Origin of the sequence: Bradyrhizobium sp. SZCCHNS1022 (genome assembly GCF_032484835.1) — a bacterium.
Classification (GTDB): domain Bacteria; phylum Pseudomonadota; class Alphaproteobacteria; order Rhizobiales; family Xanthobacteraceae; genus Bradyrhizobium.
The window spans coordinates 485107-505959 of sequence record NZ_JAUETT010000005.1; the positions used below are offsets into that span (position 1 = coordinate 485107).

A 20853-nucleotide genomic window follows, 5' to 3' on the forward strand; every position below is an offset into this window, starting at 1 on the left:
TTCTCCGAAAACGATCCTGCATCGCTGACGCCCTCGCTGATCATCATGGCAACGAAACGAGGGAAGGGATTTCAGCCTTTCGCGCCGCTGTCAGAGAGCGGCGCGACGGGATGCAATCCAGCATCAAAAAGGAGATCACAATGGCTCACCCCGAAAATCCAAAGCACAAAGTGAGCGACGGCTGCGCCTTCGGTCGCCTCCGCGCTGCTCAGAAGCTTCGGGAGACGATTGAGCACATTCTCAACGTGGCGCATCCGAGTTCCGGCATCTTCGTCGATCAAGTACGCGAATATGCTGGCGCTCAAATCGTCTTCTATCGCGCGATTGCATCATCCTACGAGCATGCACGCGTCGCTGTGTTCGAGCACGGCGAGCACGGATGGCGCAAGTTGAACGACATTATCGCCGCGCAAGCCTGACCCCTCCTCCATCGACAACGCAGCACAGAGCGCCGCATCGCGGCGCTCGATGGTGCGCTGTGCACCGAAAAGGAGATCAAAGCATGGGTTTCGAACCGGACGCCGCGTCGAGCGGTCGAAGCGTGCTCCTCTACGTCTGTCTGGCGCTCGCCATCGTCATCCTGGCGAACGTCATCAGCACATTCCCCTCACTTCTCGACTAACAGGAGACCTTCAGCATGACACGCAATCTGCTTTCGCAGAAAGCCGTTCTCGCTAGCCTCAACATCACCGGCTGGACCACCCGACGCCTCGACAAGAGCGTGACGAAAGAAGTGAACAATCGTCACGGAGCATCCGATGACGCCGGCCGCTACAACAAACTGCTCATCGCAAAGACCGCGACTGAGCCGCTCACAACGATCGCTTCCCGAGCGCGGCAAGAATTCTACGATCTGAGCCAGCCCTGGCTCGATACCGGCGCACGGGTGCTGCCATCCGCGCTCTACGTCGACTTCAGCACCAAGATGCGCAAGCACAAGGCCGATTACGATGCCGCTGCTGATCAATTCGTCCGCGCTTATCCGGATCATGTGCTGGAGGCTCGAAAGCGGCTCAACGGCATGTTCGATCCGGCCGACTACCCGCCTCAATCCGAGGTGCGGAAGCTGTTTGACCTCGACGTCAAGATATTCCCGTGTCCTGACGCCGCAGATTTCCGCGTCGATATCGCCGACGAGCACGCGGAGGACATTCGAGCCGACATCGAAGCGCGAATGCGTGATGCGCTGGAGGCTGCGATGCGCGAGCCCGTCGAGCGGATCATTGAGACCGTGGGCCGCATGGCCGAACGTCTCAAGGCCTACAAGCCCGCCGCTCGCAAGGGAGAGCGCACCGAGGGCCAATTCCGAGACAGCCTCGTGGAGAACGTCCGGTCCCTCGCAGCGATCCTGCCTGCCTTCAACCTGACCAACGATCCGCGCCTGGCCTCCATCTCGGAGCGCATCAGCCGAGAGCTGTGCGTCGTCGAGCCGCAGAAGCTTCGCGACGATCCGAAGGCGCGCAAGAGCGTGCGTCAAGCCGCCGAGGCGATCCTCGCCGACGTGAACGACTTCATGGCCTGACCGGCCGCAACACACCGCAAAAGGAGATCAAACACATGACTACCGTTTCTATGGCCGTCGCTCGCCGCATGATCATTGCCTGCTACCGGAAGAACGTGCCGCTGATGCTCACGGGCTATCCAGGGATGGGCAAGACCGCGACATACGAGAGCGTCGCCCGCGAGCTGGGCATCGGCTTCATCGACTTCCGCCTGGGGCTGAAGGACCCCGTTGACGTCGGCGGAATGCGCGTTCCTGACGCCAAGACCGGTAAGCTGCGGCACTACGTTCCCGACGACCTTCCGGACGCCGAGCGCGACGGCGCCGCTGGCATCATCCTCTTTGACGAGATCAACGCCGTCGCTCAGATGATGCAGACGACGGCTTACGGACTGATCCAGGAGCGGCGGATCGGCAAATGGCGGATGCCGGAAGGCTGGGTGCCGATGGCCGCCGGAAACAACGTCTCGGACCGCGCTGCCGCGCAGCGCATGTCCACGGCGCTCGCCAATCGCTTCCTTCATGCCGACGTCGCGCCCGATCTGGAATATTGGGTCGACAACTACGGCCTTGCGAACTGCCCCGACGCGGGCATTTCGTTCCTGCGCTTCCGCCCTGCGCTCTTCCACGTCATGCCGAAGCCTGACGAGAAGGCGTTCCCCTCCGCGCGATCCTGGACCGCAGCCTTCCGCTTCCTTGACGAGGAGCCGACGCTGCGGCACGCGCTGATCGCGGGAGAGGTCGGCAACGCAGCCGCCGACGAGCTCGAAGGCTTCCTGCAAATCCGGGCGTCAGCCGTGACGCTCGCCGAAATCCTCGCCGATCCGAAGGGATGCAGGCTGCCGCCGAAGGACAAGCCCGCCGTCAGCTACGCCGTCTCCGGGATGCTGGCGAATGCGATGACGCGCAAGACCGCCACGCCGATCATCGAATACGCCGGTCGGCTCGGACCGGAATACGAGGTTCTGATCGCCCACGATGCGCAGAAGCGCGACAAGTCGATCGCCAACACCAGCGCTTTCGGTGCCTGGGCCGTTCGGAACCAGGAGGTCGTGCTGTGACCGATCTCCGCATGACCCGCGCACGATCCGCGCTCATCATGGAGCAGCCCTTCTACGGCTCGCTCGCCATGCGCCTCGAGCTTGTCGAGGCGTCGCAATTCGAGACGACGGCGACCGATGGCCGCCGCCTCTTCTTCAATCCCGCGTTCCTGGACGAGCTGTCCGACCGGCAGATTGTGGGCGTCGTCGCCCATCTGGTCCAACACTGCGCCCTCAAGCATCACGTCCGCCGCGGCGCGCGCGACCCGGAGAGGTGGGAGCGCGCTTGCGACTATGCCGCCAATCCGATTCTGACACGCGCTGGCTTCCATCTGCCTGACGGCGCTCTACTCGATCCCCAATACGAGGACCTTAACGCCGAGGCCATCTATCGCATCCTAGAGCAGGCCGACCGCCAGCAGCAGGCTGATCAGCAGCAGGATCAGCAGGACCAGGATGCCGGAGGAGACGGCCAGAACGGTCCGCAGGGCCAGCCCGACCCGTCCGGCCAGGAAGGCGACAGTCAGGGCGAACACGCCAGCCCCTCGCAGGACGGACAGCAGGGCGACCAGCAGGACGGCAACGACCCATCTGGCGACGGAGACCAGCCAGCGGACACCGGCGATGCCGACGACCAGCAGGGCGGCGGCTCCGATGCGCAGAAAGGTGACAGTGGCGAGGCTCAAGGGGACTCCTCCGGACGCGATCCGGGGCGATGCGGACAAGTCCTCGACGCCGCTCCGGACCACGACGAGGCCGCGACAGCCGAAGCCGAAGCGGAGTGGGATATCGCCGTCCGCCAAGCCGTGGCGATCGCGAAGAAGCAGCACGCGGGCACGGTACCCGGCTTCCTGCAGGAGACCGTCACCGATCTCGCCGATCCGCGCACCGATTGGCGCGCGGAGCTGCGACGCTACACGACGCCAAGCTCCACGAAGGACTATTCGTGGGTGCAGCCGAACCGCCGCTTCATGTCACAGGGGCTCTTCACCCCTGGGCTGATCAGCGACGGCATCAATCACGTCGCGATCGTCATCGACAGCTCAGGCAGCATCGACCAGGACGCTCTCCGCCGCTTCGGGGGCGAGTGCCAATCGATCCTCGACGAGGGCGGCGTGGATGAGGTCACGGTGCTGTTCGTCGACACGCGCGTTAATCGCGTGGATCGCTACAATAAGGGCGATCAGATCGACTTCACGGTCAGAGGCCGAGGCGGCACCGCCTTTTCACCGGCCTTCGCGTGGCTCGACGAGAACGCGCCCGAGATCGCCTGCGCGATCTATCTGACTGATCTGGACTGCACCGATTTCGGTCCGGAGCCCCTCTACCACGTGCTGTGGGCCGCCTATGGCGACCCGCGAAATATCAAGAGCTACGCCGCGCGGCTTCCGTTCGGCGAATGCATCGACGTGCAAACCTGAAAGGAGATCAACAATGCGCCCCCTCAACCTGCACCGCGACGACCTGAAAACCCTTGTCGCCGCTCTCGCGACGGCCGCCAGCCGTCACGAGAGCATGGACCGCGCCGGCGTCGGCATTCGCCGCGGAGCCAATCACGCGAAGATCGCTGAGCAGATGCGGAAGCTGCGCGCGAACCTCTCGCTGACGCTCAACGAGAACCCCGGCGAGCGCGACTTCGCGATGGGGCCACGCCCATGATGGTCTCACACCAATGCAAGACGTGCCCGACCATCCTCACATACGAGCTGCGGACCAATCGACGCGTCTATTGCGAGCCGTGCAGGATCACCGCTCACAAGGCTTCAGCTGCGATCACCCAGCGAATGCGTGACGCCCGCTACGGCCGCGCGAACCGCGGCTGCATCCGTGGCGCTCTCGCGCGTCTCGAACACGAGGAGCGCACATGATCTGCACCGAGGTCAGTGCAGCAGAGCCTCGTCCTTGTCCGCGCTGCGGCCTGCTCTACTGCCACCGCTATCCGTGCGTCTCATGACGTTTCGACGGCGCGCATCCTCGCGGTGCGCGCACCGAAGCGCCATCCCGGCGACTTCACCATGATCCAAAGGAGATCAAACATGACTGCCACTATCAACGCGACCACCGCCACCCTGCCGCTCTCTCAGCTCCGCATCGACGAGAAGTCGAACGTCCGCCATGCCAATCGCGGGCTCGATCCCGTGCTCGTCTCCTCGATCAAGGCGATCGGACTGCGCTCACCGCTCGCCGTGCGCAAGAATGGGAAGGGCTACGTCATCTTCGCAGGAGGACAGCGCTTTCTGGCTCTGCAGGAGATCGCGAAGGAACGCGGCGAGCCGGACATGCCCGTGCCTGTGATCATCACCAACGAGGCAGACGCGGCCGCTCGCGAAGCTTCTTTGCACGAGAACGTCGCCCGATCCGCAATGCATCCCGTCGACGAGTACCGCGCCTATGCTCAGCTGGCGAACGACAAAGAAAGCCCCATGTCCGTCGACCAGATCGCGAAGCGCTTCGGCGTCTCCGAGAAGGGGGTCCATCAGCGTCTCGCTCTCGGACAGCTTGACGACAGCGTGCTCAACGCGTGGCAGGCCGGCGAGCTGGACGGCAAGGCCGCGAAGCTGTTCACGATGCAGCCCGACAAGAAGGCGCAGAAGTCAGTGCTCGAACAGCTCCGCGTCGGCGGCTACATGCATGAGCACACAGTTCGCGAGGCCCTGGGATTGGGCTTCAACTCCCGCGCCGGCAAGCTCCTCGAACTCATCACGGAAGAAGCGTACCTCGCTCGCGGCGGAAAGCTGATGCGCGATCTGTTCGCGGACGAGCGGAGCGACAACACCTCCGTGAGCGATCCCGTCCTGCTCAAGGCGATGGGCGATGAGCTGATCGATCGCGAGATCGCGCGGCTCAGCGCCGAGGGCTGGGGCACCGTCTCCAAGGTGCGACCCACGGATATGTGGAGCTATCCGCAGATCGACGTGACCGGAAAGCCCACCAAAGAGGAGGCTGCTCGTCTCAAGGAAATCGAGAAAATCTTCGCCGCCGCCGAAAAGGCGGACGAGTATCTGGAGAACAACGACGAGTTGGAGGAGGAGCAGGCTGCGATCCAACAGAAGATCGAGGAGCGCGCGCTTGCCACTATCGACGCGAAGAAGAAAGAGAAGGCGCTCGTCTTCGTCTCGCTCAGCCATGATCTGTCGCGGATCATCATCGAATTCCGCAATCCGCCGAAGGCGACTTCGACCGGAACGGCTGGGAAGGACAAGACGAAGAACAAGAGCAAAGCCGCGCCGGAGGACGCGATCAGCCAGGCCCTTCAGCTGCGTCAAGCCGAGCAGCTGACCGCCGCAGCCCAACTCGCTGTGACGCATCAGCCGCACGTCGCGATGGCGATCCTGATTGCCGGGATCAGCAGCAACGACGACGCGCTCGGCATCCATCAGACGTCAATGTCGCACAATCGACCGAAGTTCGCGGCGACGCTGGCCTCTGCCTTGAAGCTCAACACCACGGACCAGATCAAGGTGCTGACGGAGTTGGTGTCGAAGAACATCAACCTCGTGAAGCGCTATCCCGCCGCCGCCGTCCTTGATGACGCGTCACACCGCGCGCTCGCCGAGGCGATCGACGGGAAGAAGCTGACCGCGATCACCCGCGAGAAGTTCGACGCGAAGGACTACTTCGCGTCCGTCTCTCGAACCGTAATCGTGGAAGCCGTGCACGAGGCGATGGGGGAGGAGCACGCTCGCAAGGTCTCGGACATGAAGAAGGACGAGGCCGCGAAGTTCGCGACCGCGAACCTTCCGAAGCTGAAGTGGCTGCCGAAGCAGCTGCGCGTGCCTGGATACGACGGACCGACCGCGAAGGCCGCTCCGAAGCCCGCAGCCAAGGCCTCGGCGAAGAAGGCTGCCGCGAAGGCTGCGAAGAAGGCGAAGCGATGACACCCCGTCAGAGCGAACTGTTCGAGAAGCCGCCGCGCACGACGCGCGGCGTGCTGATGCACGTCATCGATGCCGGCGCCAACCTGACCGGGCCCGGCCTGATCTGCCAGCTGCAGTGCAGGAAGTGCGAGCACAAGTCCGAGTGGTTCGTGTTCGCGACGGTCACAGAAGCGAAGCGCGGACTGCCCTGCCCGCGCTGCAACGCCTGAAACGAGCAGGGGCGCGTCCCTGCACAGGACGCGCCCCCTCGCCGACGAAAAGGAGATCAAGCCGAAACGCCGGCGGACCTCCTCTCTACTACCAACCGTAAAGGAGATCAATACGTGGCTATCAAACGCAATGACGTGCGCCTCAACACCGACGCGCACCGGCCTGCCCGTGACCTGTTCGTGGAGCGGATCAACGCCATCTGCTCTCGCGAGGGCTGGCGGCCATACGAGGCTCTCACCCACACCATAGACGCAACCTTCCGATCGATGCGCAGCGCGACGCTGCAATTCCAGCCCGAGCGCCTCGCGGCGAACGAAGCCGAGTACATGAAGATCGTGCAGCGATGCCGGAAGCCCAGCGAGAGCATGGAGGATATCGCCGCCATGCTCGCCGCGATCGTGTCCGCGCTCGAGGCGGAGCCGATCGACTTCATCGGTCCGATCTTCGAGGAGCTGGCCGCCAGCTCACACCTGGGCCAGTTCTTCACGCCCTACCACGTCTCCCGACTGATGGCGGACCTCATCATCGCTGAACCCGACCGGATGCTGGCCGAGACGAAGCGAGGTTTCATCACGCTGCAGGAGCCAGCCTGCGGCGTCGGAGGCATGACGCTCGCCGCGTGCGCGGTTTTGCGGGAGCGCGGGATCAACCTCGCGACCCAGGTGCACTGGACGATGGTGGACGTCGACTACACGGCTGCGGCAGCCGCGTACATTCAGACCAACCTCTGCGGCGTCTCCGCCGATATCTTCCACGGCAACACGCTTGCGCTGAAGACGTGGCTCGCGACCCCGACGCTGGCCGCGATCCTGCACACAAAGCGCGTGCGGTATGAGCAGGAGGCGAAGCTCCCTGCTCCACCGCTCCCCAATGCGCCGCGCCGCAAGCCCGTGCAGCTCTCGCTATTCGCTGAGGAGACGGCCGATGCAGCAGTTTGACCTGTTCTCTCCCGCCATCGAGCGCCGCGCCGAGATACCGGCCGGTGCCGTCTTCCAGAGCGGCGGCCGCTTCCTGAAGGTCCACCGGGTATTCGGCACCGACGCCGCCGCGCCCGTGATCGTCGAGGAGTTGCAGAACTTCGGATCGACCATCAAAGGGCAGTTCGGGCTCTGGTCTCAGGACACCGTGAGCCGCGCACTCGCAAGGGGGCTGAAATGAAGCACGTAGCCCTGCCTTGGCGGCCCTGTCGAGCATCTGTTCGTGGTGACGCATGCCGATGATCCAGCTCTCGCAGATCACTGCGAACCCCGATCAGCCGCGGAAGACGTTCCCCGAGGAGCACATTCAGCGGCTGGCCGCCTCGATCAAGGCGCGCGGCCTGATCCAGCCCATCACCGTACGCCAGATCGGCCGAGATCGGTACCAGATCGTCGCCGGCGAATGTCGCTTCAGAGCTCACCAGCTGCTAGGCGCGGACGATATCCGCGCCGAAGTCGTCGAGATCAGCGCGGAGGAAATGGCTCTCCGTGCCATCGTCGAGAACCTGCAGCGCCAGGACATGAACCCAATCGAGGAGGCGAACGCGTTTCAGCTGCTCCGCGACAAGGCCATGTCCGATCAGCGCATCGTCGACGAGCTCGGGCTCAAGAGCACGGCGCTCGTGCAGCAACGCATCCTGTTGCTGCGCCTCCAGCCGGAAATACAGAGGCTTGTCGCCTCCGGCCAGCTGGCATCGACGATGGCGGGCGGTGTCGCGCATCTACCGCCGCACCGGCAGATGGAAATGGTGCGCGCGATATCAGCTGGCAAATTCACGACGGCCGAGCAGGTCAAACACGCCTGCATCGCGCTTCGGGACGCGGAGGATCAGCTCGACGTGTTCGGCGAGCTGCCGCGCGCGTCGCCACGTGATCTCGAAGCGGTGTCGCGGCTCGAAAGCAAGATCACGTCTATCGCCAGCATGGTCTCGGCGGGCTTCAAGGACGGAGAGTGCGTAGCCGCGCAGCGAGTTGCGCCGGATCGTGTCCGGACAATGGCCGACAAGTTGGTGTTAGTGCGTAAGCACGTCCTGCAGATGGAGCATGATCTGCGGCGCGTGGCATCACAGACAGAGCTCCTACAAACCGCAGGATTATCCAACGATGAAGGTCAAAGGGATCAGCATCCGCCAGCCATACGCGTGGTTGGTCGTGTCCGGACTAAAGCCAATCGAAAACCGAAGCCAGAACACGCGGCACCGAGGACGGCTGTTGATCCTGGCATCGCAAAAGATGCACGTCCACAGCGTTCGCGAGGTGTCGCGACGATACGGCGTCGAAATTCCGACGCTGCTGCCGATGGCCGGGATCATCGGAGAAGTTGAGCTGGTGGACGTTGTGACGTCCAGCCGGTCGAAATGGTTCGAGGGGCCTTTCGGCCTGGTCCTCGAGAACGCTCGCATCTGGCCGAAGCTCGTCCCCTACAACGGCAAGCTCGGGTTATTTGACGTTGAGCTATGAAAGGAGATCAAGATGGCTACGAACGACGAACTACGATTCGCTCTGGAAGACCTCCTCGCTGCAGAGAAGGACTTCCGGGACACGCTGCCGGCGAATTGGGAAGGCGATCCGCTTCATTATGCCTGTGGCAAGGCACGCAAGCTTCTGACTGAATAGAGCCCCTGGGGCGAGCGGCAATCAAGCCGCTCGCCCCTTCTCGGCGAGCAGCTCGTCGATCGCGGCGCTCACCTTCCCCACTTCCCACAACTCATCGCTGGCGAAGCGCTCCATTGGGAGACGCACGCCGAAATGCTTGTCCAACGCATACGCGCTGTCGAGAAAATCGAGACTGTCGATCGCCAGATCATCGAGAATGTGGCTCTCGGGTGTGATCTGCGCGCGCGGAATGCTGCAGTGATCCGCCAGAATGTCGGCGACCTGCTCGAACGTCGAAGCCATATTCCCTACTCCTCCTGAACAACCGATAGATCATCAGCAGACGACCGGAGCACGGCAGCCCCGACGCCCGATCCGCGCCCACAAAGGGGCACGTCGGCGGACATGCCGCCGATCGCGAGTGACAGACGATCATGTGAAATCCCGCCCCTCTCCGGGCATCCCGACCAGGCGAACGGCCCGGCGCGCGGGAAAGTCTCTCAGGCCTTCACCGCCTCTTGTCCCTCGATGAAGGCGCGGGCGGCCGCAGGATCCTCCATGGCCGGCCCGCAATACTCGAACACAGCGCACGGCCGCGAGCCCATCTTCCAAGCCTTGGTCTGGCGATTGCGCATCTGAGACGACTTGGTTTTCACAGGGCTCATCGTCCCTGGTTCCTTCGTCATCAGCCATTTGTCGCTCCGATCGAACGACCGGACGAGCGGCGGATGCGCAGGATACGTCCGGAAGCGGTTGCCGATCGCCTTGTGCGCGGCTCCGAGCGTCTCGACCATGATGAAGATCAGGCCGAGCCCTTGATAGTCCGGCAGCGTCACGCCACGCGACGACGCCTTGATATTGGTTGCGGTGGCGTGCGGCCGATGCAGGATGCCTTGGAAGGCGGCCGGCTGCCCATTCACGAACAGCACGTAGCACTGCGCCGCCTTGTGCAGCTCGGTCGTCAGATAGTGAAACGGAGCGAATAGTTCCCACGCCGAGCGATCGACGCGTGCGATCTCGACGCTGATTGCTGGTCGTCGTTGAAGTAACCTCCAGCGGAATGACATGGTAGCCGGTTCGAGAACCCAATCCGGCTGCAGCCATTCCTCGACGTCATAGTGGCAAGTGACAGCGACGAACTTGCGCTTGTTCTTGCGGATGAATTTCTGCACGGCGTGACAGCCGATGTGGGCCACCTTCCGATCGACGACAGACGTGAACTCGTCCACCATCACCAGGTCGCCGCCCTCAAGCAGATGGCGCGCCAGCTCGACGCGAAACTTTTCGCCCGTCGAGAGAACGCCGTGAGGCTTCATCCACGACGGGATCGTGTTGAAGCCGACAGCCCCGCAGACCTCGGCCACCTGCTCGATGCCGAATTTCTTGTCGAAGTCGTCGATCACTGACCGTGCCGACCACTGGACCTTGCGCTCCTCGCCGAACAGCTGCCGCGAGACGGACGATTTACCCGCTCCGGACGGGCCGACGATCAATCCGACATTCCAGTCACGCTCCTCAATCGGCACGTCGCCTTCCCAATGGTGCGACAACTTCTCGGTGGCGGGCACGTCGAACATTCCCGACAGCTGCTTGACGCGCGCCGAGCGTTCGAGCGTCGTTTCGACGCGAAGATCAACTCTTGCCATAGTCCCTCGTTACGAAATCAGGGCCTCCGCTTTGAGGCCCTGCTGCTCCAGCTCCTCCAAGAGCTTGCTCTGATGCTGCTCGTTATCGCAGCGGATCACGATCGAATAGCTCAGCCCCTCCAGCTGAGCCGACGTGTCGGGCGGCTTCCCCCCTACATCATCCTCCACCGAGCCGAACAGCTTGTTGAGATCAGCCTCGCTGAAGCCGGTTAGATCGAGATCCATGCCGGCGCCGGCGAGCTCGCCCAGCTCCAGCTTGAGTAATTCCTCGTCCCAGCCGGCGTCGAGCGCGAGTTTGTTGTCGGCGATCACGTAGGCACGCCGCTCCTGCTCGCTCCAATCCGACGCGACGATCACCGGCACGGCTTTGATGCCGAGAGACTGCGCCGCCATGACGCGGCCGTGTCCGGCGATGATCGTACAGTCTTCCGCGGCGAGCACCGGGTTCGTAAACCCGAACTGCTCGATCGATTTCGCGATCGCCGCGACCTGGGCCGGGCTGTGGGTACGCGAATTCCGTGTATAGGGCTTCAGCTGCCCGATGGGCCAGTGCTGGATCACGAGCTTGCGCTCCGATCGCGGCTTCGGCGTCGTGTTTTTTGCCATTTCAATCCAGGCGCAGCGCGCCCTGCATCCGCTCCGGGCAGTCCCCGTCATAGCCAGGGAGCGCCCGTCGTCTCTCTCCCTGCTCGTCCGCGTCAACGATCTGTCTGTCCTCGCGGCAACGCGCCGCAGCGCGTTGCCGGTTGAGGAGCGCGCGGGATCGCGGCATCCAGCGGTCGCTAAACGCATCGCGAGACACGATCAGTCGCGCGTGGTGAGACGAGCTGCGTCGAACTCGGCGAACACCTTCTCGGTCCACGAATTGACGTAGCCTCGCATCGTGAACGAGTTGTTCTCGTCCGCACCAAAGCCCGTGAAGGACTTCGCCTGGTCCGGCACGCCCGCCTTCCTCGTGTTGGCGTCGACGAATTCCATCGCCCGCGTGTTGAGCTTGGGGATGTTGACGATCACCGCGCTGCTGTTGAGCGCGTCCTTCGACACGTCCGGCATGTTGGCGAAGAAGCTGGCGTCGTTCGTGTGATGATTGATCACCAGGTAATGCCGCACGGCGTCGCCCAAGGCTTTCGCCGTCTCCGCGATCTCCTCGATCGAGGCTATCGAGCTGCCGATGACGTGGAACAGAGCCAGGCGCATCAGGCCCTGCTCGGCGAGCCGCACGCAACCGAGATCGTGGATCAGTTGCACCGTGTCGGCGAGGATCCCCGCCTTCATGTCGATCAGCGAAACCGGCGTCTGCTGCAGGCTGTCGAACACCTCCATCTGGCCGTCCGACGTGGAGAGGTCCACGACCTGCGTCCGGGGACGCTGGAAGCGGATGAGATTGCCCTTCGGCATCTCGGTGTCCCAGCCGCGCGCCGGCATGCCGCGCTGCGCAAAATAGTCCATCAGGGCGATCGAGCTGGTGGTCTTGCCGACGCCGCCCTTCTGCGCGCCGACGAAAATCGTGAACGGTTTGGGCATGTCCCCCGAGCCTCTTCATTTCGTAGAAGTTGCCCGATGCCGTCGGCGCCGCGGAGACGATGGAACTCGCGTCGAGAGGGGGGGGACCCCCGACCCCCTCCCCCGACGAAACGAAACTGAAATCTGCGATTTCCTAGATACGCTGGCGCCGGGGACCCCTCGCGCTCGCATGGCGCCGACGCGGGAAAGGGTCCCTAACCGATCCGGCAACTAAGCGGCCACTAATAGACCGCATCACACGCGGCAACTAAGCGGCATGTAAGCGGCTATCAGCCTCGGTCGGACGGCAGGCAACCAAGCGTACAGTCAGCAGCGCTGTGCAACGGCAACTATCGGACAGCGTTGATGGTGATCACACGATCGGCAACTAATCGGCTGACGCCACTGCCGAACTAACCAGAAACTAAGCGGCTAGAACGGCAATGGGTCGTTCAGCGAGACATGCGAATACCGCTTCAACACATCAGCTGCAGCAGCGTCTTGGGCTGCCTTATCGGCGCCTCCGCCGATGATGGCCCCGGTGATGACGCCCTCAATGATGGAAGGCAGGAGCACAGCCACTGTACTATAGAACGCGGCAGCTGATGGACCAGTGACCATCTCCTCGGCGATGAAGAGGCCGGACTTGACGACCTCCATCGGGTATTTGGCCTTGCCTTTGCGCCTGAGCACCTGACCGCGCGCGATCGGCTTGGTTCGGTTCGGCCACCAGCCGGCCATGATGAAGGTCTCAGGGAAGACCTGCCGAGCATTCCACGGCGCTGCGCTGACGCCTTGAGCGGTCTCTCGCGCTCGGAAGTATTTCAGCCGGATGTTGCCGCCCTTGGACTTGATCACATAGGTCGGGCCGCGCACCGCGCCTTTGAGCGCCTTGTCGATCGTCTTCCGCTGCAGGCCAGTCTGGGCTGGCAGCTCGCGCTTCATCGCTCCCATTGCGACAGGGCCGACCGTGCTGACGGCGTGCGAGATCGCTGCTGGCATTCGGGCCTTGGCCCGAGCGAATTTGTCGCCGACGGCACCGATCTGGCGGGCGTCGATATCGATCTTGATCCCGCCTGCGCCAGCCATGTCGACTTTCCCTACCGTCTCGGAGATCGCGCAGCGAGGCGGTTCCGCGCCGCTGTCACTTGGTCTCGAAAGACCGCCTTCGCGTCCTGCACCACGCTGGTCGCGACGAAGGCCAGCTCCTTCACGACGGTCTCGGCGTCGCCAACCTTGGCGGCCTGCACCGTGCGCACGAGCGCCTGCTGGCGCTTCTGGCAACCGCCACAGCTCATGATCCTGATCCTTAGAGAGAGAGGAGATTATTCGGCCAGATCGGCCTGATGGCCGACTGGCCTATCTCAGGCATAGGTTCCCTTAAGGGAGCGTGCGCGCGTAAAACGCCGCGAACTCGCAGCTTTCGTCAACGGTGCAATGTATGAGAATTGGTGATTTGCACCGATGCACCGCGCAGGAATTTCCGAAAAAACACCGCTTCTCCAATGGTTTGACTGGATGTGGTGGATTTGCTGTAATCGCCTTACATGCACCGCAGATGCACCGATGCACCGCTTCATTAAATTTGTGGAAGAACAGGCATTCTGGTCAGGCCACCTGATGGTGCATAGGTGCATGCACCCAAGATGCACCGATGCACCAAGGTCGGCCGCCCGTTTCCGACATCCGCCTCCCCGTCTATACTAGGTTGCAATTCGAAACAGCGACATCAGGAGGTGGCCTATGCAAATCCCCGCTAGTATCCTCCGCTCGCTGAACGGAGCCTGCTGACATGACGGAGGAATGGCCTTCATACCTCACCGGACGTCGCGATCACATCCACGCGCTTGGGGTGATATCTCTGTCCTACAGCGCCTTTGAACGCGACTTATTCACTCTCTACGCCCACCACCCGGGCGTTAAAGGAATGCCGCGTGAGCTGGTCGATAAATACTGGTCGTCTCAGAGCGAATTCAACCAAGTAAAGTCGGTTCGCGAGATCTTTCAAATGTATGAGACCGACCCGGCTCCACTGAAGTTCGTTAATAAGCTGATGGACTACTTCGACTGGTGTTCGCACACCCGCAACCAGCTCATGCACTCCGAATATTATCCGTCCATATTCGGAGGCGTTGCTGACAAGCTCTATCTGATCAAGCGAGCTTCGAAGGCCAAATCGGAGTCAATCTACATCACGCTAACTGTCGACCAACTGCGGGACATCGCCGACAAGATTGAGCACGGAAAGCGAGAGTGCGCGGCATTCATTATTTGGCTTCGCATCAGGGATATCCCGAGGGAAGAGTTGCCGCGCTCATATGGGGTATACGCAGCCGATCCGATGCCCGAGCCCCTTGAAACCCCAGCGAAGATAACGGGGCTTGACCGCCCGCATGACGACCCACCAGAGTACCTCAAAAGGATGAGCGAGCGGCCCATCTAACTTGATGCCATGCGGGAAGTCTCTCGGAGACGGACGGCATCCGCTCCCTTAGCGATCGCCTCGAGCATGGCGGCTTTCCGGGAGTGCAGATAGTCGTGATAGCGGAGCTTGGGATCAACCTTCCGGGCGGACTTGAACACGCGGTTGAAATCTCGCATCTGGCCACTAGCCGTCATCGCCTCGATCGCCTGATTGACCGTCGCCACAGCGTCCATCGCCCGCGTTACGGCCAGCGCGTGCGGGGTGATGCCCACCTCGCCCTGGGCTGCCAGCCGCTCCAGCGCCGCAGCAGTGCCGGCCTGGTCGATGGCGAAGTTCATCTCCTGCCGCCAGATCCATAGCCGATAGCCGAGCACGTAGTGCGCGCCGCGGCCGCAGCAGTAGACGATCTGGCCGGCCTCGCGCCCGATGCGGGCCACGTCGGCCGAGCCGACATGGCCGTCCGGATCAATCCACACGGACGCGATCCCGGCCGCCCTCATGAAGTATTCCGCCAGCTGCTCGTTGCGCGTGCCCTTGCCCACCGCAATGCGAAGCTGATTTTGATCCATGACGTCAAGCATTCCCCTTCACCCCTGCTTGTTTTTCCGCAACGACCTCCGGTCCGTGGTGAACCGGTGCCCATCGGCGAACTCGATCAGGCACTCATTCCGCACGCGTTTTACTACTCGACATGGATGCTTGTGCCGCCCGTCTCGCGTCCAGCGATAGACGAACGGCAGACCGGTGGTGTCGAGGAGGACGAGCTCGGGCTCGGGCGGCGCCGGCGGCTGGTAGCGCGGGCACCATTCCAGGTGCGGCGCGGCCTCCTCGTTTTTGCACCAGAGGCAGTGCGTCCTCACGGCTCCAGCCACGCCACTGCGGCAGCCGCTAGGCCGTGCTTGTCGGCGCGGTGCTGCGCCAGGTGCTCGGGAAGGCGGAAGGTCGAGCCGCAGTCGCAGACGTGCGGCTTCTTCGGTTGAGCCGCGCCGGGGTGCTTGTCCTGCTGGTGCTGCGCCAGGGCGTTGCAGTCGGCGAACAGCTTGCCGCAGTGGCACTCGAACGGCTTTCGCTCCTTGGCGATCGCGCGCCTCTCGCGGTTGTGCCGCGCTGCGCGGCGGGCCCGGCTCGCTGTCCGGTACCGAGCCGGCGCCGAGTGCGTGTCCAGCGGCGCGCTGCCTCCGCAGCTGGAGCAGCGCTGCGGAAAGCCGGCCGCATCGCCCAGGTATTCGCCGCATCCCTCGCAGAGGATGCCTTCCAGCATCATTTCGGCGACCTCACCCATCGGAGCGCTCCGCTTGGCAGCCGGACGTGTGTGATGACTTACCGCCGCAGCTGGGGCACACCGTCAGCGTGCTGGTACACCTCTCCTGTTCGACAGCCTGGGCGATCATCGGCGCGGTTAGAATCACGATTTGCGCCTTCACCCTTAGTTGCGCCGGCGGCAAGCTCGGTGGCAGCGCGTCGATCAATTCGACCGTTTTCAGCGCAAGAAGATCTAGGTCCACTATCGCCGCCCCCTTCCACTCGTTTGCCGCGGCGTCGCCGCCGGCGCAGGCTGCAGCTTCCGATCGCCGCCGCCGGCGAGCTCGGCCAGCATGATCTCCCGCTCCTCGGCGGACAGCTCAGGCACCGCGACGGTATCGGCCCGCTTCTGCACCACGAAATGGTGGATGATGGCGCTCGTGGTCGGGTGCTGCACGCCATAGGCAGTGACCAGCTCGAAGCCGTTCGCAGCTACCTGCGCCAGCCAGACGGCAATGCCATCGAGTGACACATCTGGCCCGATCGTGAACCGCTCGATCAGGTAGTTCGTGGTTTGCGCTTCCTCGCTCATGACAACTCCTGCTCCTTCGGCTTCCACTCGTCGCAGCCGTTCTCATCATCAACCCACGGCCAGGCCGTCGTGGCTTTGCCGTACCTGTCGAAGCCCACCATCGGTGCTCGCTTGTGGCACTCCCCCAACGTGCCGATCTGCACACTGTGATGGTCGACTATCGGCTCACCTCCGCGCCACAGATCGCAGTTTCTGCATTTCTTCATCGCACCGCCTCTCCTGCTCTGTTGAGACCATCGGCGATCGCGCGCAGCTCGTGCCACGGCACCGAGTGATGGCCGTCCTCGACCTTTTCGAACTCCTCGACTTTCAGCTGCGAGGCCCAGCGGTTGACGTCACCGGCGCTGGCAAACACGGCAGGCAGAAACCGCATCGGCCAACCGATCGCGTCCTCCATCAGCTCGATTTCGGCTGCGGTGGCGTCGACCTTCACGTGCTCATCTTCGTCGCTGTCGACGGGCTCCTGCTCGAACACGGGCCACGCCGTCTTCACAGACGCGGGTCGGATTTTTATCGGTAACCGCTTCAAGGTGCGGTGCGCCTCGATCAGCCGATTGCCGACATGGCGCGGCGTCCAGCGCTCCGGGGCGCGCGGCCGATCGACGACGCCACCAAGCCGGCTCGGATCCATCAGCTTCCATGTGCCGGGGATCAGGCCTTCGCGCGGAGGCATGGGCAGATCGGTCGCCTTGCTGGTGCGCTTCTTTTTCGTCATGCGAATAGAGGGCCGATCGGCTCGGCCCTTTTCACCTTCTGCGCGTAATCCATCCGGATTGCGGTCAAGAGCGCGATCTGCCGCGCGGCCTGGTCCTGCGTGAGCTTGCCGCTGCGGATTTGCCACTTGTAGACCCGATGCCGCAGCTGCATCTCACGGTCGATTTCGGCAAGCTTTTCGGCGTCGGTGAATGCCATGGCTCACTCCGGGAATTCAGGTTCAGGTTCTGCGAACGCACGCTCGTAGTTCTCAGCCCGGCGACGCGAGTGCGTCTCTTTCAGCTCCGGGTGGTATGCTCCGGTCCACCACACAACGTTGAGATCATTGTTGATGCGGATGATTCCCTTGTTCTGGAAATACTGCTCGGCGCGCTGCCGGCGCGACTTCGCAGTGTCTGCACTCAGGTCTGATGGCGTGAACCGTGTCACGAAGGTGCGGTTGACGACAGACGTTCGCACCACGAGCGAGCCGCGCGGCAGGCTAAGCGCCGGAGGCGCGGCCTCGCCGAACTCGTGGAGAGCCTCCCAGAACGCCTTGAAGTAAGCTATCTGGATAGGTCCGAGCTTCGCCTTGTCCTTGGTGCCCTTCGACGACGCCTGCTTCGCCGCCTCCTGCTCTGCCGGTGTCCAGTTCGGTGGCCTCACAACGCAGGACGTTCGCACCTTGCCGAACTTGTTCTTGATGCCCGTTTCGATGCCGTGCAGCACGAAGTCGAACGTCTTGCCGGTCTCGCCTTCGCGCTGTTTGACGATCTCCAGCTGCCTGACGGGGCGGCTGTCGTTGTCCTTGATCTGAATTTTCTCCCGGCCATCCAGCTTGGTCTTGTAGGAGACGGTCAGGATGGTCGGCACGTTGTTGGTCAGCTGCTCGTTACCGCGATGCTTTCCGAGCGCGTTGGTATGGCCAACAATGATCACGGCGCAGTCGAGAGATCGGCAGATGCGCTTGTAGCCGTCTCGGATTTTCGAGACGACCTCGCTATCGATCTCCGAGGCGCCAGAGGTAGCGGCGTTGTGGGTGTCGATGATCACCGCTCCCGGCTTCCGACCGCCGAACTCAGTGGCGCAGATGCCCTCGATTTCCCGGATCAGCTCATCCACATTCTTGCCGCCCTCCGCCCACAGATCGAATGGCGACGTCAGCGCGGCGAACGGCAGCTCTGCCTCGACACCGAAGTGCTTCGCATAGGCCAGCAGACGCCCGCGCGCGCCGCCGCCGCCCTCGTAGCAGCACCAGATCACGGGGCGCGGCTCCAGGATGCGCTGGCCGAAGAATTCCTTTCCCTGCGCGATCGCCAGACCGAGATGCGAGGTCAGGAAGGATTTTCCCGTCTGCGTCTCGCCCATAACGATCACGAGCTCGCGCTCGGGGATCAGGTCTTCGACCAGGAAATCGACGTCCTCGACCGTGACGCTGTTGCGCTCCGCGAACAGTAGCGCGCCCATTTTGGACTGCCAGCCGTCGAGACCGACGAGGTTCGTCTGCCCCTGCTGATAGAACCGACGCTCCGCGCATTCGAGTATCTCGTTGGCCAGCACCGTTGCCTGATCAGGCGTCACATCAGCGCCGGTCGCAATCAGATAGCCGACCGCCTGCTTGTCGGTGCGGCCGGCGACGTCGGCGCCGCCGAGCCATGTCACAACGTCATCCGGGAAGAAGCTTCCGTCGGCAGCGACGAGCTTCTCGAACAGATGGCCCATGGTGCGATCGTAGAACTCACGCGGCGACACAAGCTCGCGAACGTCGCCGATGATCTCCGGAGAGCGCAAGAGAGCACCGAGCAGCTGATGCTCGGCATGCAAGTCCGTCAGCTTTGCTCCGCCTTCGTCGACTAGATCGCCAGGCAGATATTCCTCAGTCATCGACGCCCAGGTCCAGCAGGTTCAGGAGGAAAGTCTCGCCTTGGCCGAAGATGGCCGCGAGCAGCTGGTGCACCACGTCGACCTTTTCAAGATTGAAGCGATCGGCGATCGCCGCGATCGCCGGCGTGTATCGCTCCGAGATCTCGGCGACGATCGGTCCCGTCGAGCGCGGCCTGCGGCCGGGCTTTCCGTTGAGGGCGATGTTGTACCGCTGGCAGACTGCAGAGATGCGCGGCGCCTTGCTCTTGGTGCCATAGATGTCGTCGGAGATCTCTGCCGCGCTCATCCCCCTTGAGGCGAGATGGCTGATGTAGGCTCTCCGCTCGGCAGTCCATTGCGTGATGAAGTATTTGTCCCCGCCGAAATCAGGCTTTTCCATTTGCCCGCCCCCTCAACCAGCTGATCGCCTTGTCGGGATGATCCCGGCAGTTCTCGAGAAACCGGACGAGACACATGCCCATTGCGGCGCGCTGTATCTCGTCCGGATGTGGCTGCTCGGATAAGCCAGCCAGGAGGCGCGCCCGCTGAGAACCTAGGATGCGGTGCACTTCCATCCACGCGAAGTCAGCCATCTCAACGATGTTCAGCTTGACCTCTGCAAACTCCATCGCGATCTCGATCGCTTCGTCAGCCTGCCTCTCTGCGATCGGGTTCAGCGTCATAGGACCGCCTTCTGAGCGCGTCCCATGCCAACCTCGAACCGCATCTGCTCAAAGCGCCTCCTCTCCTCAGGCGATCCGAAGCAGTGGACCATGTAAAACCAGCACGCGATTGCGTCGGCCTCGTCGTCGTTAGAGACGGCGAAGCCGAGCAGCTTGGCGATACGAACGAACTCGTCTTTCTTGGCCTGCCCCTTCATCCCTCGCCCGCACCAGAACATGCAGACGTCAGAGGGATTGATTTGACGAACACGGATATTGAGGCCGTAACGCTTGGAGCACTGCTTCTCGAGCGCCGGACCGTAGCAAGCCAGCTTCACAACGGTCGTCGGCGTGGTCTTGATGAAGAGGCTCGGCTGCTCGAAGCCGACGAGCACTGGCTGCTCGCGGATCAGCGCGAGGCGGCAGAACTCCTCAATTTGTCCGAGATGCGTGCCAAGATCCGCCCCGGTTGAGCTGAAGACGTGAGTGCCGAATGTCGGGAGACCGCCGGGCTCGCCGACGGCGAAACCAGTGCTGGCAGCGAAGTCGAACGTCAGAAGCGTTCCGTTGATAGGCACAGCTCACCCCTCCGCGGCAACGCCGCACTCAGCGGGGCTGCAGCGACCGCGCTGCAGCCCGAGACGCACATACGCTGGGAAAAATTAGGAGAAGTCCGCCTCGTCGAGGCGTGCAGAGATCAGGTCGCCCATGGGCGTGCCGGCCATCGCGGTCGCAAATTCCCGCATCTGGTCGAGATCGTCGTCTTCGAGCCCGGATATCGCCTCGCGCGCCTTTCGCTCGTAGTCGCGCTGCTTCCACAGCGCCTTGAAGGTCTTCTTCCGGACGCCCGCCGCCTTGATCTCGTCGAGCAGCTCTTTCTGCTTCGCGCGCGGACCGTCTTTGCAGACGCGCATCGCCTCCATCATGATATCAAGCGCCTCGTCTTCGAGGCCCTCAAATCGATCGAGGAATGCTTCGATCGCTTCCTTGCTCACCGCGTTGGTAGGCTTCGCCGCTTCCGCCAT

Annotated in this window: 29 protein-coding genes and 1 pseudogene; 13 read left to right on the forward strand and 17 right to left on the reverse strand. The window is 62.9% G+C overall.

What is annotated here, in order from left to right; genetic code table 11:
• Positions 1-110: 110 nt before the first annotated feature.
• The 12 genes and pseudogenes from QX071_RS27720 (at position 111) to QX071_RS27770 (ending at position 9223) form a co-directional block, all read left to right on the forward strand.
• Positions 111-419 (forward strand): hypothetical protein, encoded by a 309-nt coding sequence (locus QX071_RS27720; RefSeq protein ID WP_316172133.1) that lies wholly within the window; start codon positions 111-113, stop codon positions 417-419.
• 218 nt (positions 420-637) lie between these two features.
• Positions 638-1522 carry a hypothetical protein gene (locus tag QX071_RS27725; RefSeq protein WP_316172132.1) on the forward strand — a complete coding sequence of 295 codons (885 nt, stop codon included), beginning with the start codon at positions 638-640 and terminating at the stop codon, positions 1520-1522.
• Between the two features lie 35 nt (positions 1523-1557).
• Entirely contained in the window at positions 1558-2562 is a 1005-nt protein-coding gene (locus QX071_RS27730; RefSeq protein WP_316172131.1) for an ATP-binding protein, read from the forward strand.
• Positions 2559-3962, forward strand: a complete 1404-nt coding sequence (locus QX071_RS27735; RefSeq protein ID WP_316172130.1) for a DUF2201 family putative metallopeptidase — start codon at positions 2559-2561, stop codon at positions 3960-3962. Before QX071_RS27730 ends, QX071_RS27735 begins: the two co-directional genes overlap by 4 nt.
• 13 nt (positions 3963-3975) lie before the next feature.
• On the forward strand, positions 3976-4200 hold the full coding sequence (locus tag QX071_RS27740) for a hypothetical protein (RefSeq protein ID WP_316172129.1): 225 nt from the start codon (positions 3976-3978) through the stop codon (positions 4198-4200).
• Between the two features lie 377 nt (positions 4201-4577).
• Positions 4578-6419 carry a ParB/RepB/Spo0J family partition protein gene (locus QX071_RS27745; RefSeq protein WP_316172128.1) on the forward strand — a complete coding sequence of 614 codons (1842 nt, stop codon included), beginning with the start codon at positions 4578-4580 and terminating at the stop codon, positions 6417-6419.
• Positions 6416-6628, forward strand: a complete 213-nt coding sequence (locus tag QX071_RS27750; RefSeq protein WP_316172127.1) for a hypothetical protein — start codon at positions 6416-6418, stop codon at positions 6626-6628. The genes QX071_RS27745 and QX071_RS27750 overlap by 4 nt, the downstream gene beginning before the upstream one ends.
• A 114-nt stretch (positions 6629-6742) precedes the next feature.
• Positions 6743-7567 (forward strand): N-6 DNA methylase, encoded by an 825-nt coding sequence (locus QX071_RS27755; protein ID WP_316172126.1) that lies wholly within the window; start codon positions 6743-6745, stop codon positions 7565-7567.
• Complete coding sequence (locus tag QX071_RS27760; protein ID WP_316172125.1) at positions 7554-7787, forward strand: hypothetical protein; 234 nt, start codon at positions 7554-7556, stop codon at positions 7785-7787. Before QX071_RS27755 ends, QX071_RS27760 begins: the two co-directional genes overlap by 14 nt.
• A gap of 58 nt (positions 7788-7845) precedes the next feature.
• Positions 7846-8295: pseudogene (locus QX071_RS34135) on the forward strand (ParB/RepB/Spo0J family partition protein); the annotation flags it as partial.
• Positions 8296-8710: 415 nt separating this feature from the next.
• Positions 8711-9067 (forward strand): ASCH domain-containing protein, encoded by a 357-nt coding sequence (locus tag QX071_RS34140; protein ID WP_410052555.1) that lies wholly within the window; start codon positions 8711-8713, stop codon positions 9065-9067.
• Positions 9068-9079: 12 nt separating this feature from the next.
• Positions 9080-9223, forward strand: a complete 144-nt coding sequence (locus QX071_RS27770; RefSeq protein ID WP_316172123.1) for a hypothetical protein — start codon at positions 9080-9082, stop codon at positions 9221-9223.
• Positions 9224-9244: 21 nt separating this feature from the next.
• Here QX071_RS27770 and QX071_RS27775 read toward each other — a convergent pair whose 3' ends face one another.
• The 6 genes from QX071_RS27775 to QX071_RS27800 form a co-directional block, all read right to left on the reverse strand.
• Positions 9245-9505 (reverse strand): acyl carrier protein, encoded by a 261-nt coding sequence (locus tag QX071_RS27775; RefSeq protein ID WP_316172122.1) that lies wholly within the window; start codon positions 9503-9505, stop codon positions 9245-9247.
• Positions 9506-9702: 197 nt separating this feature from the next.
• Positions 9703-10848, reverse strand: coding sequence for an ABC transporter ATP-binding protein (locus tag QX071_RS27780; RefSeq protein WP_316172121.1), 1146 nt, complete (start codon positions 10846-10848; stop codon positions 9703-9705).
• Positions 10849-10857: 9 nt separating this feature from the next.
• On the reverse strand, positions 10858-11454 hold the full coding sequence (locus QX071_RS27785) for a ParB/Srx family N-terminal domain-containing protein (RefSeq protein WP_316172120.1): 597 nt from the start codon (positions 11452-11454) through the stop codon (positions 10858-10860).
• A gap of 198 nt (positions 11455-11652) precedes the next feature.
• Positions 11653-12372: a hypothetical protein gene (locus QX071_RS27790; RefSeq protein ID WP_316172119.1), complete on the reverse strand. Its 720-nt coding sequence runs from the start codon at positions 12370-12372 to the stop codon at positions 11653-11655.
• A 411-nt stretch (positions 12373-12783) separates the two neighbouring features.
• The gene (locus tag QX071_RS27795; protein ID WP_316172118.1) at positions 12784-13440 is read right to left on the reverse strand and encodes a hypothetical protein; all 657 of its coding nucleotides are present in this window, start codon (positions 13438-13440) and stop codon (positions 12784-12786) included.
• Positions 13441-13451: 11 nt separating this feature from the next.
• The gene (locus tag QX071_RS27800) at positions 13452-13649 is read right to left on the reverse strand and encodes a hypothetical protein (protein ID WP_316172117.1); all 198 of its coding nucleotides are present in this window, start codon (positions 13647-13649) and stop codon (positions 13452-13454) included.
• A gap of 494 nt (positions 13650-14143) precedes the next feature.
• Here QX071_RS27800 and QX071_RS27805 point away from each other — a divergent pair, with 494 nt between their 5' ends.
• Positions 14144-14794 (forward strand): hypothetical protein, encoded by a 651-nt coding sequence (locus QX071_RS27805; protein WP_316172116.1) that lies wholly within the window; start codon positions 14144-14146, stop codon positions 14792-14794.
• Here QX071_RS27805 and QX071_RS27810 read toward each other — a convergent pair.
• The 11 genes from QX071_RS27810 to QX071_RS27860 all read right to left on the reverse strand — a co-directional run bounded on the left by QX071_RS27810 (position 14791) and on the right by QX071_RS27860 (position 20853).
• Positions 14791-15357: a hypothetical protein gene (locus QX071_RS27810; RefSeq protein WP_316172115.1), complete on the reverse strand. Its 567-nt coding sequence runs from the start codon at positions 15355-15357 to the stop codon at positions 14791-14793. The genes QX071_RS27805 and QX071_RS27810 overlap by 4 nt on opposite strands.
• Before the next feature lie 275 nt (positions 15358-15632).
• On the reverse strand, positions 15633-16058 hold the full coding sequence (locus tag QX071_RS27815) for a hypothetical protein (protein WP_316172114.1): 426 nt from the start codon (positions 16056-16058) through the stop codon (positions 15633-15635).
• 222 nt (positions 16059-16280) lie between these two features.
• Positions 16281-16610 (reverse strand): hypothetical protein, encoded by a 330-nt coding sequence (locus QX071_RS27820; RefSeq protein WP_316172113.1) that lies wholly within the window; start codon positions 16608-16610, stop codon positions 16281-16283.
• On the reverse strand, positions 16607-16816 hold the full coding sequence (locus QX071_RS27825) for a hypothetical protein (protein WP_316201067.1): 210 nt from the start codon (positions 16814-16816) through the stop codon (positions 16607-16609). The genes QX071_RS27820 and QX071_RS27825 overlap by 4 nt, the downstream gene beginning before the upstream one ends.
• On the reverse strand, positions 16813-17325 hold the full coding sequence (locus tag QX071_RS27830) for a hypothetical protein (RefSeq protein WP_316172112.1): 513 nt from the start codon (positions 17323-17325) through the stop codon (positions 16813-16815). Before QX071_RS27830 ends, QX071_RS27825 begins: the two co-directional genes overlap by 4 nt.
• Entirely contained in the window at positions 17322-17522 is a 201-nt protein-coding gene (locus tag QX071_RS27835) for a hypothetical protein (RefSeq protein WP_316172111.1), read from the reverse strand. The genes QX071_RS27830 and QX071_RS27835 overlap by 4 nt, the downstream gene beginning before the upstream one ends.
• 3 nt (positions 17523-17525) lie before the next feature.
• Positions 17526-19187, reverse strand: coding sequence for an AAA family ATPase (locus QX071_RS27840; protein WP_316172110.1), 1662 nt, complete (start codon positions 19185-19187; stop codon positions 17526-17528).
• Positions 19180-19566 (reverse strand): hypothetical protein, encoded by a 387-nt coding sequence (locus QX071_RS27845; RefSeq protein ID WP_316172109.1) that lies wholly within the window; start codon positions 19564-19566, stop codon positions 19180-19182. Before QX071_RS27845 ends, QX071_RS27840 begins: the two co-directional genes overlap by 8 nt.
• A complete protein-coding gene (locus QX071_RS27850; protein ID WP_316172108.1) occupies positions 19553-19849 on the reverse strand; it encodes a hypothetical protein in 297 nt (98 codons plus the stop codon). Before QX071_RS27850 ends, QX071_RS27845 begins: the two co-directional genes overlap by 14 nt.
• Complete coding sequence (locus QX071_RS27855; RefSeq protein ID WP_316172107.1) at positions 19846-20223, reverse strand: hypothetical protein; 378 nt, start codon at positions 20221-20223, stop codon at positions 19846-19848. Before QX071_RS27855 ends, QX071_RS27850 begins: the two co-directional genes overlap by 4 nt.
• Positions 20224-20490: 267 nt before the next feature.
• Positions 20491-20853 (reverse strand): hypothetical protein, encoded by a 363-nt coding sequence (locus QX071_RS27860; RefSeq protein ID WP_316172106.1) that lies wholly within the window; start codon positions 20851-20853, stop codon positions 20491-20493.

What these genes read in the sequence shown, in the direction of transcription:
- QX071_RS27720 (WP_316172133.1), top strand. Translation starts at nt 111, where the DNA reads ATGCAATCCAGCATCAAAAAGGAGATCACAATGGCTCACCCCGAAAAT.
- QX071_RS27725 (WP_316172132.1), top strand. Translation starts at nt 638, where the DNA reads ATGACACGCAATCTGCTTTCGCAGAAAGCCGTTCTCGCTAGCCTCAAC.
- QX071_RS27730 (WP_316172131.1), top strand. Translation starts at nt 1,558, where the DNA reads ATGACTACCGTTTCTATGGCCGTCGCTCGCCGCATGATCATTGCCTGC.
- QX071_RS27740 (WP_316172129.1), top strand. Translation starts at nt 3,976, where the DNA reads ATGCGCCCCCTCAACCTGCACCGCGACGACCTGAAAACCCTTGTCGCC.
- QX071_RS27745 (WP_316172128.1), top strand. Translation starts at nt 4,578, where the DNA reads ATGACTGCCACTATCAACGCGACCACCGCCACCCTGCCGCTCTCTCAG.
- QX071_RS27750 (WP_316172127.1), top strand. Translation starts at nt 6,416, where the DNA reads ATGACACCCCGTCAGAGCGAACTGTTCGAGAAGCCGCCGCGCACGACG.
- QX071_RS27760 (WP_316172125.1), top strand. Translation starts at nt 7,554, where the DNA reads ATGCAGCAGTTTGACCTGTTCTCTCCCGCCATCGAGCGCCGCGCCGAG.
- QX071_RS34140 (WP_410052555.1), top strand. Translation starts at nt 8,711, where the DNA reads ATGAAGGTCAAAGGGATCAGCATCCGCCAGCCATACGCGTGGTTGGTC.
- QX071_RS27770 (WP_316172123.1), top strand. Translation starts at nt 9,080, where the DNA reads ATGGCTACGAACGACGAACTACGATTCGCTCTGGAAGACCTCCTCGCT.
- QX071_RS27775 (WP_316172122.1), bottom strand. Translation starts at nt 9,505, where the DNA reads ATGGCTTCGACGTTCGAGCAGGTCGCCGACATTCTGGCGGATCACTGC.
- QX071_RS27780 (WP_316172121.1), bottom strand. Translation starts at nt 10,848, where the DNA reads ATGGCAAGAGTTGATCTTCGCGTCGAAACGACGCTCGAACGCTCGGCG.
- QX071_RS27785 (WP_316172120.1), bottom strand. Translation starts at nt 11,454, where the DNA reads ATGGCAAAAAACACGACGCCGAAGCCGCGATCGGAGCGCAAGCTCGTG.
- QX071_RS27790 (WP_316172119.1), bottom strand. Translation starts at nt 12,372, where the DNA reads ATGCCCAAACCGTTCACGATTTTCGTCGGCGCGCAGAAGGGCGGCGTC.
- QX071_RS27795 (WP_316172118.1), bottom strand. Translation starts at nt 13,440, where the DNA reads ATGGCTGGCGCAGGCGGGATCAAGATCGATATCGACGCCCGCCAGATC.
- QX071_RS27800 (WP_316172117.1), bottom strand. Translation starts at nt 13,649, where the DNA reads ATGAGCTGTGGCGGTTGCCAGAAGCGCCAGCAGGCGCTCGTGCGCACG.
- QX071_RS27805 (WP_316172116.1), top strand. Translation starts at nt 14,144, where the DNA reads ATGACGGAGGAATGGCCTTCATACCTCACCGGACGTCGCGATCACATC.
- QX071_RS27810 (WP_316172115.1), bottom strand. Translation starts at nt 15,357, where the DNA reads ATGCTTGACGTCATGGATCAAAATCAGCTTCGCATTGCGGTGGGCAAG.
- QX071_RS27815 (WP_316172114.1), bottom strand. Translation starts at nt 16,058, where the DNA reads ATGGGTGAGGTCGCCGAAATGATGCTGGAAGGCATCCTCTGCGAGGGA.
- QX071_RS27820 (WP_316172113.1), bottom strand. Translation starts at nt 16,610, where the DNA reads ATGAGCGAGGAAGCGCAAACCACGAACTACCTGATCGAGCGGTTCACG.
- QX071_RS27825 (WP_316201067.1), bottom strand. Translation starts at nt 16,816, where the DNA reads ATGAAGAAATGCAGAAACTGCGATCTGTGGCGCGGAGGTGAGCCGATA.
- QX071_RS27830 (WP_316172112.1), bottom strand. Translation starts at nt 17,325, where the DNA reads ATGACGAAAAAGAAGCGCACCAGCAAGGCGACCGATCTGCCCATGCCT.
- QX071_RS27835 (WP_316172111.1), bottom strand. Translation starts at nt 17,522, where the DNA reads ATGGCATTCACCGACGCCGAAAAGCTTGCCGAAATCGACCGTGAGATG.
- QX071_RS27840 (WP_316172110.1), bottom strand. Translation starts at nt 19,187, where the DNA reads ATGACTGAGGAATATCTGCCTGGCGATCTAGTCGACGAAGGCGGAGCA.
- QX071_RS27845 (WP_316172109.1), bottom strand. Translation starts at nt 19,566, where the DNA reads ATGGAAAAGCCTGATTTCGGCGGGGACAAATACTTCATCACGCAATGG.
- QX071_RS27850 (WP_316172108.1), bottom strand. Translation starts at nt 19,849, where the DNA reads ATGACGCTGAACCCGATCGCAGAGAGGCAGGCTGACGAAGCGATCGAG.
- QX071_RS27860 (WP_316172106.1), bottom strand. Translation starts at nt 20,853, where the DNA reads ATGGCGGAAGCGGCGAAGCCTACCAACGCGGTGAGCAAGGAAGCGATC.